The sequence below is a fragment of the Streptomyces sp. CNP082 genome (assembly GCF_059570535.1).
In genome coordinates this window covers 223,115-234,905 of sequence record NZ_JCANSZ010000001.1, presented here as the reverse complement: position 1 = coordinate 234,905, position 11,791 = coordinate 223,115, and the positions used below count along the sequence as shown (strand labels likewise).

General features: G+C 75.7%; 11 protein-coding genes. 10 read left to right on the top strand and 1 reads right to left on the bottom strand.

The genetic code is table 11. From position 1 onward, the window contains the following. Positions 1–13 precede the first annotated feature (13 nt). The 7 genes from pyrF to B124_RS00935 all read left to right on the top strand — a co-directional run bounded on the left by pyrF (position 14) and on the right by B124_RS00935 (position 7,357). Positions 14–892, top strand: coding sequence for an orotidine-5'-phosphate decarboxylase (gene pyrF, locus B124_RS00965; RefSeq protein ID WP_496500761.1), 879 nt, complete (start codon positions 14–16; stop codon positions 890–892). A gap of 207 nt (positions 893–1,099) precedes the next feature. Continuing rightward, on the top strand, positions 1,100–1,423 hold the full coding sequence (locus B124_RS00960) for an integration host factor (RefSeq protein ID WP_018836707.1): 324 nt from the start codon (positions 1,100–1,102) through the stop codon (positions 1,421–1,423). 38 nt (positions 1,424–1,461) lie between these two features. Then, complete coding sequence (gene gmk / locus B124_RS00955; protein WP_496500648.1) at positions 1,462–2,055, top strand: guanylate kinase; 594 nt, start codon at positions 1,462–1,464, stop codon at positions 2,053–2,055. Positions 2,056–2,086: 31 nt separating this feature from the next. Further along, the gene (rpoZ, locus tag B124_RS00950) at positions 2,087–2,359 is read left to right on the top strand and encodes a DNA-directed RNA polymerase subunit omega (protein ID WP_018836705.1); all 273 of its coding nucleotides are present in this window, start codon (positions 2,087–2,089) and stop codon (positions 2,357–2,359) included. Between the two features lie 92 nt (positions 2,360–2,451). Next, positions 2,452–3,702, top strand: coding sequence for a bifunctional phosphopantothenoylcysteine decarboxylase/phosphopantothenate--cysteine ligase CoaBC (gene coaBC / locus B124_RS00945; protein WP_496500647.1), 1,251 nt, complete (start codon positions 2,452–2,454; stop codon positions 3,700–3,702). 218 nt (positions 3,703–3,920) lie between these two features. Next, positions 3,921–5,132 (top strand): methionine adenosyltransferase, encoded by a 1,212-nt coding sequence (gene metK, locus B124_RS00940; protein ID WP_496500646.1) that lies wholly within the window; start codon positions 3,921–3,923, stop codon positions 5,130–5,132. A gap of 89 nt (positions 5,133–5,221) precedes the next feature. Next, positions 5,222–7,357 carry a primosomal protein N' gene (locus B124_RS00935; RefSeq protein WP_496500645.1) on the top strand — a complete coding sequence of 712 codons (2,136 nt, stop codon included), beginning with the start codon at positions 5,222–5,224 and terminating at the stop codon, positions 7,355–7,357. 224 nt (positions 7,358–7,581) lie between these two features. On the opposite strand, the gene B124_RS00930 is transcribed toward B124_RS00935, so the two are convergent. Then, positions 7,582–8,070 (bottom strand): hypothetical protein, encoded by a 489-nt coding sequence (locus B124_RS00930; RefSeq protein WP_496500644.1) that lies wholly within the window; start codon positions 8,068–8,070, stop codon positions 7,582–7,584. A 346-nt stretch (positions 8,071–8,416) separates the two neighbouring features. Between B124_RS00930 and fmt the strand changes: the two genes are divergently transcribed. The 3 genes from fmt to rpe all read left to right on the top strand — a co-directional run bounded on the left by fmt (position 8,417) and on the right by rpe (position 11,653). Beyond that, on the top strand, positions 8,417–9,370 hold the full coding sequence (gene fmt / locus B124_RS00925; RefSeq protein ID WP_496500643.1) for a methionyl-tRNA formyltransferase: 954 nt from the start codon (positions 8,417–8,419) through the stop codon (positions 9,368–9,370). 43 nt (positions 9,371–9,413) lie between these two features. Then, on the top strand, positions 9,414–10,832 hold the full coding sequence (locus B124_RS00920; RefSeq protein ID WP_496500642.1) for an RsmB/NOP family class I SAM-dependent RNA methyltransferase: 1,419 nt from the start codon (positions 9,414–9,416) through the stop codon (positions 10,830–10,832). 131 nt (positions 10,833–10,963) lie between these two features. Then, the gene (gene rpe / locus B124_RS00915; protein ID WP_496500641.1) at positions 10,964–11,653 is read left to right on the top strand and encodes a ribulose-phosphate 3-epimerase; all 690 of its coding nucleotides are present in this window, start codon (positions 10,964–10,966) and stop codon (positions 11,651–11,653) included. Positions 11,654–11,791 lie beyond the last annotated feature (138 nt).

The window sequence follows — 11,791 nt, the reverse complement described above, 5'->3', positions numbered from 1 at the left end:
CCCCCGGCACCCCCTGCCCTCCGAGCCCCCCGAGCCCCCCGAGCCCCCCGAGCCCTTCGGCCTCCGGCTGCACCGCGCGATGGCCGCCCGCGGCCCGCTGTGCGTCGGCATCGACCCGCACGCCTCGCTGCTGGCCCGCTGGGAGCTGCCGGACGACCCGGCGGGTCTGGAGCGGTTCACGATGACCGCCGTGGAGGCGCTGGCCGACCGCGTCGCCGTGCTCAAGCCGCAGTCCGCGTTCTTCGAGCGCTTCGGCTCCCGCGGCATCGCCGTCCTGGAGAAGGCCGTCACGGTGGCCCGGGCGGCCGGGGCGCTGGTCCTCATGGACGCCAAGCGCGGGGACATCGGCTCGACGATGGGCGGCTACGCCGCGGCCTACCTCGACAAGGACGCCCCGCTGCGCTCCGACGCGCTGACCGTCACGCCCTACCTCGGGTACGAGTCCCTGCGCCCGGCGCTGGACGCCGCCCGCGCGGCGGGCGCCGGCGTGTTCGTCGTCACGCTCACGTCCAACCCGGAGGGCGCCGAGGTGCAGCGCGCCGTCGTGCACGGCGCGCACGGCGCGCACGGCGCGCGGAGTGTGGCGCAGACGATGCTGGACCACATCGCCGCCGAGAACCGCGGTGCCGGGCCGCTCGGTTCGGTCGGTGCCGTCGTCGGCGCCACCCTCGCCGAGGCCGGCGCCGACCTGGCCACAGGCGGCCCGCTGCTGGCCCCCGGCATCGGCGCCCAGGGCGCCGCGCCGGCCGACCTCCCGCGGCTCTTCGGCGCCGCACTGCCCCAGGTCCTGCCGAGCGCAAGCCGGTCGGTGCTGGCCCACGGACCGGATATCGCGAGGCTGCGGACGGCGGCCGAACAATTGGCCGATGACGTACGGAAAGTATCCTCATAAACCGGGTGATATACCCAGAACTTGTCGCGGAACTTGAGTCTGACCAGGACTTTTCGTCTGTTCTCGCTGACTGGCGCGTTCTCGGCCGCTAGTCTCCGTCATCAGAGCGCGGGCGCCAGCGCGTTGCTCGTTGCTCCGCAGGTGCGGGGCCACTAGGTTCCACACCGTTCCATATCCGATTAGTTCGACATCCGAGGTGACGTAGGCGTGGCTCTTCCGCCCCTTACCCCTGAACAGCGCGCAGCCGCGCTCGAGAAGGCCGCAGCGGCTCGCCGGGAGCGCGCCGAGGTCAAGAATCGGCTGAAGCACTCCGGCGCTTCCCTGCACGACGTGATCAAGCAGGGCCAGGAGAACGATGTCATCGGCAAGATGAAGGTCTCCGCCCTGCTTGAGTCCATGCCCGGCGTGGGCAAGGTGCGTGCCAAGCAGATCATGGAGCGGCTCGGTATCTCCGAGAGCCGCCGGGTGCGCGGTCTGGGGTCCAACCAGATCGCCTCGCTGGAGCGTGAGTTCGGCAGCACCGGTTCCTGACGGTCCGAGGCACTTCCGGAAACCGGGATAATCGCTGCATGAGTACAGCCTTCTCCCGGGGGGCGGCCCCCGTCCCGCCGGCAGATCGTCCGCGGCTGACCGTGCTCTCCGGCCCCTCCGGGGTCGGCAAGAGCACGGTCGTCGCGCATCTGCGCAAGGTCCATCCCGAGGTGTGGCTCTCGGTCTCCGCGACGACCCGCAGGCCCCGCCCCGGCGAGCGGCACGGTGTCCAGTACTTCTTCGTCAGCGACGACGAGTTCGACAAGCTCGTCGCCAACGGCGAGCTGCTGGAGTGGGCGGAGTTCTCCGGCAACCGGTACGGCACCCCCCGCGGGCCCGTGCTGGAGCGGCTGGACGCCGGCGAGCCCGTGCTGCTGGAGATCGACCTGCAGGGGGCGCGGCTGGTCCGGGAGAGCATGCCGGAGGCGCTGCTGGTCTTCCTCGCCCCGCCGAGCTGGGACGAGCTGGTGCGCCGGCTGACCGGGCGCGGCACGGAGCCGCCGGCGGTCATCGAGCGCCGGCTGGACGCGGCGCGCACGGAGCTGGCGGCCGAGGAGGAGTTCGACGCGACCCTGGTCAACACCTCTGTCGAGGACGTCTCCGCCGAGCTGCTAGCCTTGATGCAGGTTTGATTCGTGAAGTTTCACTGGAAGGCTGGATAGGTTGTCCTCTCCCATCACCGCGCCCGAGGGCATCATCAACCCGCCGATCGACGAGCTGCTTGAGGCCACGGACTCCAAGTACAGCCTCGTGATCTACGCGGCGAAGCGCGCGCGGCAGATCAATGCGTACTACTCCCAGCTCGGCGAGGGCCTGCTGGAGTACGTCGGCCCGCTGGTGGACACCCACGTGCACGAGAAGCCGCTGTCCATCGCGCTCCGCGAGATCAACGCGGGTCTGCTGACCTCCGAGGCCACCGAGGGCCCCGCGCAGTAGGCATCCCTCATCCACCGGGCCCGGCAGCGCGGCTGCCGGGCCTGTGGTGTGTCATGGGGGGAGTGCAGGCGACGAGCGGCGGGGAGCGGGACATGGCGGAAGCAGCCGGGGAAACGGCAGCGGCAGGAGCAGCGGCACCTGCCGAGGTGGTGCTGGGCGTCAGCGGCGGCATCGCGGCGTACAAGGCGTGCGAGCTGCTGCGGCTGTTCACCGAGTCGGGTCACGCGGTACGGGCCGTGCCCACGGCCGCCGCGCTGCACTTCGTCGGCGAGGCCACCTGGGCGGCGCTCTCCGGCCGCCCCGCCGCCACCGAGACCTGGGCGGACGTGCACGAGGTCCCGCACGTGCGGATCGGCCGGCGGGCCGACCTCGTGGTCGTCGCCCCCGCCACCGCCGACGTGCTCGCCAGGGCCGCCCACGGCCTGGCCGACGACCTGCTGACGAACACGCTGCTCACCGCCTCCTGTCCGGTCGTCTACGCCCCGGCCATGCACACCGAGATGTGGGAGCACCCCGCCACCCAGGCCAACGTCGCCACGCTGCGGGCCCGCGGCGCCGTCGTCATCGAGCCCGCCGTCGGCCGGCTCACCGGCGCCGACACCGGCAAGGGACGGCTGCCGGAGCCGGCGGAGATCTTCGAGGTCTGCCGCCGCGCGCTCGCCCGCGGCGCCGGGGGCCTGGCCCCCGACCTCGCCGGGCGGCACGTCGTCGTCAGCGCCGGCGGCACCCGCGAGCCGCTGGACCCCGTCCGCTTCCTGGGCAACCGCTCGTCGGGCCGGCAGGGCTACGCTCTGGCCCGTACCGCCGTCGCCCGCGGCGCCCGGGTCACGCTGCTGGCCGCGAACACCGCGCTGCCCGACCCCGCGGGCGCCGACGTCGTCCGCGTCGGCACCGCCGTGGAGCTGCAGGAGGCCGTGGTGAAGGCCGCGGGCGACGCCGACGCCGTGGTCATGGCCGCCGCCGTCGCCGACTTCCGCCCGGTGACCTACGCCACGGGCAAGATCAAGAAGAAGGACGACCGCGAGCCGGACCCGATCGCGCTGACCCGCAACCCCGACATCCTCGCCGGGATCTCCGCCGGCCGCCCGCGCGCCGGGCAGGTCGTCGTCGGCTTCGCCGCCGAGACCGACGACGTGCTCGCCAACGGCCGCGCCAAGCTCGCCCGCAAGGGCTGCGACCTGCTCGTCGTCAACGAGGTGGGCGAGACCAAGGCGTTCGGCTCGGACGGCAACGAGGCCGTGGTGCTCACCGCCGACGGGCACGAGGTGGCCGTGCCGTACGGCCCGAAGGAGGCCCTGGCCGACGTGGTGTGGGACCTCGTGGCGCAGCGGCTCGATTCCTGAGGCAGCCGAGGCGACACTCCGGGCAGTTTATTGCCGCTTGCCACGGGGAACCCCTGAGGGAACCTGCGGTTCCCCTGGTCAACGGGCATCCAGGGACCGAGACGGGTTGTCCCCTGGGCGAGACTGCCGGATAAAATGGCCCGCGGGCCCGTCCCGGAAGCGCCCGGCCGGGTCCGCAACCGATTCAGCCAGCAGCCGCTGCGACCATGGGGAGCGATGTGTCCCGCCGCCTTTTCACCTCGGAGTCCGTCACCGAGGGCCACCCCGACAAGATCGCTGACCAGATCAGCGACGCCATCCTCGACGCCCTGCTCACGGACGACCCGCACTCCCGTGTCGCCGTCGAGACGCTGATCACCACCGGCCAGGTGCACGTGGCCGGCGAGGTCACCACCTCGGGCTACGCGGACATCGCGACCCTCGTGCGCAACAAGATCCTCGAGATCGGTTACGACTCGTCGAAGAAGGGCTTCGACGGCGCCTCCTGCGGCGTCTCCGTCTCCATCGGCTCCCAGTCGCCGGACATCGCCCAGGGCGTGGACACCGCGTACGAGAGCCGTGTCGAAGGGTCCGGCGGCGACGACCTCGACCTGCAGGGCGCCGGCGACCAGGGGCTGATGTTCGGCTACGCCTGCGACGAGACGCCCGAGCTGATGCCGCTGCCCATCCACCTGGCGCACCGGCTGTCGGCCCGGCTCAGCGAGGTCCGCAAGAACGGGACCATCCCCTACCTGCGCCCCGACGGCAAGACGCAGGTCACCATCGAGTACAACGGCGACAAGGCGGCCCGTCTCGACACCGTCGTCGTCTCCTCGCAGCACGCCTCCGACATCGACCTCGACTCCCTGCTGACGCCCGACATCCGCGAGTTCGTCGTCGAGCCGGAGCTCAAGGCCCTCCTCGACGACGGCATCAAGCTGGACACCGAGGGCTACCGCCTGCTGGTCAACCCCACCGGCCGGTTCGAGATCGGCGGCCCCATGGGCGACGCCGGGCTCACCGGACGCAAGATCATCATCGACACCTACGGCGGCATGGCCCGGCACGGCGGCGGCGCCTTCTCCGGCAAGGACCCCTCCAAGGTCGACCGCTCCGCCGCCTACGCCATGCGCTGGGTCGCCAAGAACGTCGTGGCCGCCGGCCTCGCCTCGCGCTGCGAGGTGCAGGTGGCGTACGCGATCGGCAAGGCCGAGCCGGTCGGGCTCTTCGTCGAGACCTTCGGCACCGCGACGGTCGACGTCGAGAAGATCGAGAACGCCATCTCCGAGGTCTTCGACCTGCGCCCGGCCGCCATCATCCGCGACCTGGACCTGCTGCGCCCGATCTACTCCCAGACCGCCGCGTACGGCCACTTCGGCCGCCCGCTGGCCGACTTCACCTGGGAGCGGACCGACCGCGTCGACGCCCTGCGCAAGGCCGCCGGCAGCTGAGCGCGCCAGCCGTTCCCGCAGCCCCGGACCCCGGTCCGGGGCTGCGGGCTGTCCGGCGGGGTGTCCGCGGCGTCTGGTAGGACAAAGAGGTGAGCAGCGACGACGGCCGGCGGCCGGCACCGGAGGGGGCGGAGCAGCTCGCGCTCATCCGGGAGACCGTGCGCAAGGCCAAGGGCCCCCGCGCCCGCCCGCGCACCTGGCGCGGCGCCCCGCTTGCCGAGGAGCTGCCCGTCGCCCGCGTCCTGGTCGACAAGGGGCTGCTCCACCTCGACCGCCTCTTCGACTACGCCGTGCCCGCCGCCATGGACGCCGAGGCGCGCCCCGGCGTGCGCGTGCGCGTCCGCTTCGGCGCCGGCGAGCGCGAGGGGCGCCGGGAGGGCGGCGGGCTGATCAACGGGTACGTCGTCGAGCGCCGGGCCGACAGCGACTTCCCCGGTACGCTCGCGCCGCTCGCCCAGGTCCTCTCGCCCGAGCCCGTCCTGGGAGCGGAGCTCCTGGGCCTGTGCCAGGCCGTCGCCGACCGGTACGCCGGCGCCCTGGCCGACGTCGTCCAGCTCGCGCTGCCGCCGCGGATGGCCCGCGCGGAGAAGAAGCCCTCGCCCGACCCGCTGCCGCCGCCCCCGGCCCCCGGCCCCGGAGGCTGGACGCGCTACGGGAACGGGCCCGAGCTGCTCACAGCGCTGGCCGACGGCGGCGCCCCGCGCGCGGTGTGGACGGCGCTGCCAGGACCCGACTGGCCCGACGAGCTGGCCCGCGCGCTGGCCGCCGCGCTGGCCGCCGGCCGCGGCGCGCTCGCCGTGCTGCCCGACGGCCGCGCCGCCGCCCGCGTCGACGAGGCGCTGACCGCCCTCGTCGGCCGCGGCCGGCACGTGCTGCTCACCGCCGACGCCGGGCCCGAGGCCCGCTACCGCCGCTGGCTCGCCGTCAGCCGCGGTGCCGTCCGCGGCGTCGTCGGCACCCGGGCCGCCGCCTTCGCGCCCGTACGGGACCTCGGCCTCGCCGCCATCTGGGACGACGCCGACACCTCCCACGCCGACGACCGCGCCCCGCAGCCGCACGCCCGCGAGATCCTCGCCCTGCGCGCCGGCCGCGAGCACGCCGCGCTTCTCGTCGGCGGCCACGCGTGCAGCGTCGAGGCCGCGCGCTACGTCGAGAGCGGCTGGGCCCAGCCCGTCGCCGCCGCCCGCGAGACGGTCCGGTCGGCCGCCCCGCTCGTCCGGACCGTCGGCGACAGCGAGCAGGCCCGCGACGCGGCGGCCCGCGCCGCCCGGCTGCCGACGCTCGCGTGGCAGGTCGCCCGGGAGGGCCTGCGTGCAGGCCCGGTGCTGGTGCAGGTGCCCCGCCGCGGGTACGCGCCCCGGCTGGCCTGCGCCCGCTGCCGCGCGCCCGCGCGCTGCGTCCGCTGCGCGGGGCCGCTGGTCGGCGAGGGTCGCGGTCAGGCGCTGGTGTGCGGCTGGTGCGCTACGCCGGAGTCCGCCTGGCGCTGCCCCGAGTGCGGGGGTACGCGGCTGCGCGCGCAGGTCGTCGGCGCCCGGCGGACGGCGGAGGAGCTGGGGCGGGCGTTCCCGTCGGTGCCGGTGCGCACGTCCGGCCGCGACCATGTGCTGGCGCGGGTCCCGGATGCCCCGGCGCTGGTCGTCAGCACGCCGGGCGCCGAGCCCGTCGCGGAGGGCGGGTACGCCGCGGCGCTGCTGCTCGACGGCTGGGCGCTGCTGAACCGCCCGGACCTGCGGGCCGGGGAGGAGGCGCTGCGGCGCTGGCTGACCGCCGCCGCGCTGGTCCGCGGCGCCGCCGCCGGCGGGGTCGCGGCCGTCGTCGCCGACCCGGCGCAGCGGCCGGTGCAGGCCCTGGTGCGCTGGGACCCGGCGGGCTTCGCCCGCACGGAGCTGGGGGAGCGGGCGGAGCTGGGCTTCCCCCCGGTCTCCCGGATGGCGGCGGTCTGGGGACCGGGGGAAGCGGTCACGGCGTTCGTCGGCGGCGCGGAGCTGCCGCCGTCGACGGAGGTGCTGGGTCCCGTGCCGGTGCCGCAGCCGCCCGCCGGTCCGCGGGCGGCTGCGGGCGGGGGCCCGGCGCCGGGGGAGCCGTGGGAGCGGATCCTGCTGCGCGTACCGCCTGGTCACGGAGGTGCCCTGGCGGCGGCCCTCAAGGCGGCACAGGCCGCCCGCATGGCCCGCCGCGCGGGTCCGGCGCTGCGGATCCGCATCGACCCGCCGGACATCGGCTGAACGTGCCCCCGCCGGGCTCTGCGGATGGGCCTGCGGCGCCGCGGGGGGCGTGTCCCACGGCGTGGTGCAGGCGCGGGTGCTGCTGTCCGGCGCCGCTTACGCTGTCACCGACCCCGGCGCGGCGGGGAGCCGCCGCGTCTGCCGGGGCGGGATCGACTCCGTGACCGGGGCGGCCCCTGGCGGCCAGCGCTGCCGGACGCATCCTCGCCCCCGGCTCGCCGCCCTCAGGACTGCGTGATCGCCACCGCGTCCGGCGCCGCCTGCGGCGGCGGGCCGCCCGGGGCCGGGCGGGCGGCGGGGACGACCGGGAGCGTGCCCGCGGCTGCGGGGCCGCCGGCCTCGGCGGCGTCGCGGCCGGGCTGCTGGGCCCGGCGGGAGCCGTAGCGGCGGTGCACCGCCTGCTTGGTGACGCCCAGCGCCGAGCCCACCGCGTCCCAGGAGAAGCCGAGCGAGCGGTCGAAGTCGACGGCCGCGGTCACCAGCGTCTCGACGCTGTCCCGCAGCTCCTGGGCGAGCCGCACCGTGGGCGCCGGGGCCCGCCCGTACACGACGAAGCCCGCGGACGGGCCCGTCCGCCGGGGGCGGTAGACGTTGCCCAACTGGGCGGTGAGGGTACGCAGCGCGTCGACCTGCCTGCGCACCCTTTCGATGTCCCGCACCAGGAGCTGCAGGCTCGCCCGCGCCTGGGCGTCGTGGCTTGCGTGGTCGGCCATGGAGAAGCCTCTCGAACCGGCGTCGTTCGGATCGGGCTGCGGAGCGGCCCGTTTCGGTCACTTTTCACTTTCCTGACTGAGCAACGCGACACTTACCCGGCGGTCACGGGTCGGGGGCGCGCGCTCCGCGCCCGGGAGCGTGCGGCCGACCGCACGCCCCGGGCGTATCCGCACCTCAGCGTTCCGCCCGCGCCCGCCCCCGTGCCGGCCTGCGCCGGGTCCTAGACTTGGCCCGCCCCGCCACCGCTGCTGCCGCTTCCCGTCAGCGCACCCGCACTGCACGGCCGCACTGCACGGCCCGCACGAACCACCGCCGCCATCGCCGCCGAGAGGACCCGCACCGCCCATGAGGCTCGTTTTCGCCGGTACCCCGGAAGTCGCCGTCCCCGCACTCGACGCCCTGCTCGCGTCGGACCGGCACCAGGTCGCCGCCGTCGTCACCCGGCCCGACGCGCCCGCCGGGCGGGGCCGGCGGCTGGTGGCGAGCCCGGTCGCGCAGCGGGCCGAGGAGGCCGGCGTCGAGGTGCTCAAGCCCGGGCGGCCGAAGGAGCCGGAGTTCCTGGACCGGCTGCGGGCCATCGCCCCCGACTGCTGCCCCGTCGTCGCGTACGGCGCGCTGCTGCCCAGGACCGCGCTCGACATCCCCGTGCACGGCTGGGTCAACCTGCACTTCTCGCTGCTGCCCGCCTGGCGCGGCGCCGCGCCCGTGCAGCACGCGGTCCTCGCCGGCGACGAGGTGACCGGCGCGACCACGTTCCGCATCGAGGAAGGGCTCGACTCCGGGCCGGTATTCGGGGTCGTCACCGAGCAGGTGCGGCCCACCGACACCAGCGGCGACCTGCTGACCCGGCTGGCCATGGCCGGCGCGGGCCTGCTCGCCGCCACCATGGACGGGATCGAGGACGGCAGCCTCAAGGCCGTGCCGCAGCCCGCCGAGGGCGTGACCTCGGCGCCGAAGATCCAGGTGGCGGACGCCCGGCTGGACTTCGCCGCCCCCGCGCTGCGCGTCGACCGCGTGGTGCGCGGCTGCACGCCGGCGCCCGGCGCGTGGACGACGTGCCGCGGCGAGCGGCTGAAGATCCGCTCGGTCGCCCTGCGCCCCGAGCGCACCGGCCTGGCACCCGGCGAGCTGGCCGTGACGAAGTCCGCGGTGCACGTGGGGACCGGTTCGTACGCCGTGGAGCTGCAGTGGGTGCAGGCCCAGGGCAAGCGGCCGATGGCGGCGGCGGACTGGGCGCGCGGGGTGCGCATCGCCTCCGGCGAACGCCTCGGCGACGGGCAGCAGCCGCCCGGGGCGTAGGCTTCCGGTGTACGCAACTGCCAGCCCCGGAGCACATTTCACCGTGAGCGACCAGCCGCGCCGTCGCCGGCCCGCCAAGCCCTACCGCAGGCCGCAGAAGGACCCCGTACGGATCCTCGCCTTCGACGCGCTGCGCGCAGTCGACGAGCGCGACGCCTACGCCAACCTCGTGCTGCCGCCCCTGCTCCGCCAGGCCCGGCAGCGCGGCGGGTTCGACGACCGGGACGCGGCGCTGGCCACCGAGCTGGTCTACGGCACGCTGCGGCGCCAGGGCACGTACGACCGGATCATCGCCGAGTGCGTCGACCGCCCGCTGCGCGAGGTCGACCCGGAGGTGCTGGACGTCCTCAGCCTCGGCGCCCACCAGCTCCTCGGCACCCGCATCCCGCCGCACGCCGCGGTCTCCGCGACGGTGGAGCTGGCGCGCGTGGTGCTGGGCGACGGGCGGGCCCGGTTCGTCAACGCCGTGCTCCGCCGGATCGCCGCCCGCGACCTCGAGGCGTGGGTGGCCGAGGTCGCGCCGCCGTACGACGAGGATCCCGAGGAGCACCTGGCCGTCGTCCACTCCCACCCCCGCTGGATCGTCTCCGCGCTCTGGGACGCCCTCGGCGGCGGCCGGGCCGGGATGGAGGAGCTGCTCGCCGCCGACAACGAGCGGCCCGAGGTCACCCTCGTCGCCCGTCCCGGCCGGGCCGTGCCGGCGGACCTCAGCGGCCCGGACACGCTGCCGGGACGCTGGTCCCCGTACGCGGTGCGGCTGGCCGAGGGCGGCGACCCGGGCGCGCTGGACGCGGTCCGCGACGGGCGGGCCGGGGTGCAGGACGAGGGCAGCCAGCTCGTCGCGCTGGCGCTGGCCAACGCGCCGCTGGAGGGCCCGGACACCCGCTGGCTCGACGGCTGCGCGGGCCCCGGCGGCAAGGCGGCGCTGCTGGCGGCGCTGGCCGCGGAGCGCGGCGCGGCGCTGGTGGCGGCCGAGAAGCAGCCGCACCGGGCCCGGCTGGTGGCCCGCGCGCTCGCCGGCAACCCGGGCCCGTACCAGGTCGTCGTCGCCGACGGCACCCGGCCGGCCTGGCGGCCCGGCGGCTTCGACCGCGTCCTGGTCGACGTCCCCTGTACGGGCCTGGGCGCCCTGCGCCGCCGCCCCGAGGCCCGCTGGCGCCGCCGCCCGGAGGACCTGGCGGGCTTCGCGCCCCTCCAGCGGGCGCTGCTGGAGGACGCGCTGCGGGCGGTACGCACCGGAGGCGTCGTCGGCTACGTCACCTGCTCCCCGCACCCCGCCGAGACCCGCGCGGTCGTCGACGACGTGCTGAAGGCGGCCGGCGCCCCCGCCGCCGAGCTGGTCGACGCCCGCCCGCTGCTGCCCGGCGTACCGGACCTCGGCGACGGGCCCGACGTCCAGCTCTGGCCGCACCGCCACGGCACCGACGCCATGTACCTCGCGCTGCTGCGCCGCACCGGCTGAGAGGCGGGCGGCCCCGGCCCGGCCGGCGGGACAGGCACCGAAGCGGCATTCCGGTCCGCGCACGGTGAACAGACAGTGGCCGTACGGGGACCGCGGCGCCGGCCCCCGCGCGGGCATGGCAGGCTGGGGGCATGGCAGTCCAGATCAACCCCAGCATCCTCTCCGCCGACTTCGCACGGCTCGCCGAGGAGGCGGACGCCGTCTCGGGTGCCGACTGGCTCCACGTCGACGTCATGGACAACCACTTCGTGCCCAACCTGACGCTCGGCGTCCCGGTCGTCGAGTCGCTGCGGCGGGCCACCGACACCCCCCTGGACTGCCACCTGATGATCGACGAGCCGGACCGCTGGGCCCCGGCGTTCGTGGACGCGGGCGCCGGCTCCGTGACGTTCCACGCCGAGGCCGCCGCCGCGCCGGTGCGCCTGGCGCGCGAGCTGCGCGCGAAGGGGGCGCGGGCCGCGATGGCGCTCAAGCCCGCCACCCCCGTCGAGCCGTACGAGGATCTGCTGCCCGAGCTGGACATGCTGCTGGTCATGACCGTCGAGCCGGGCTTCGGCGGCCAGGCGTTCCTGGACATCATGCTGCCGAAGGTGCGCCGCACCCGGGAGCTGATCGCCAAGCACGGCCTGGAGCTGTGGCTGCAGGTCGACGGCGGCGTCTCCGCGGAGACCATCGAGCGGTGTGCCGAGGCCGGCGCGGACGTGTTCGTCGCGGGTTCCGCGGTGTACGGGGCCGAGGACCCGGCCGCCGCGGTGCGGGCGCTGCGCGCCCAGGCGGCGGCGGCCAGCGAGGGCGCGGCCTGGGCCGCGGGCTGCCACTAGCGTCCGCGTACCACTGGCGCTGCCCCGGGCCCGTGGCCTGCGGCCTCGCGGAGCCGGTCCCTCCGGGCCCGGATCGTGAAAGTATTGAGGATCAGGCAGCGCCTTCGAGCAGCGCCGCTGGGGAGAGCAAAGGAGATC

Excerpts from the sequence above, each read along its gene's own strand:
- gmk (WP_496500648.1), top strand. The coding sequence starts at position 1,462 with ATGAGTACAGCCTTCTCCCGGGGGGCGGCCCCCGTCCCGCCGGCAGAT.
- coaBC (WP_496500647.1), top strand. The coding sequence starts at position 2,452 with ATGGCGGAAGCAGCCGGGGAAACGGCAGCGGCAGGAGCAGCGGCACCT.
- B124_RS00930 (WP_496500644.1), bottom strand. The coding sequence starts at position 8,070 with ATGGCCGACCACGCAAGCCACGACGCCCAGGCGCGGGCGAGCCTGCAG.
- fmt (WP_496500643.1), top strand. The coding sequence starts at position 8,417 with ATGAGGCTCGTTTTCGCCGGTACCCCGGAAGTCGCCGTCCCCGCACTC.
- rpe (WP_496500641.1), top strand. The coding sequence starts at position 10,964 with ATGGCAGTCCAGATCAACCCCAGCATCCTCTCCGCCGACTTCGCACGG.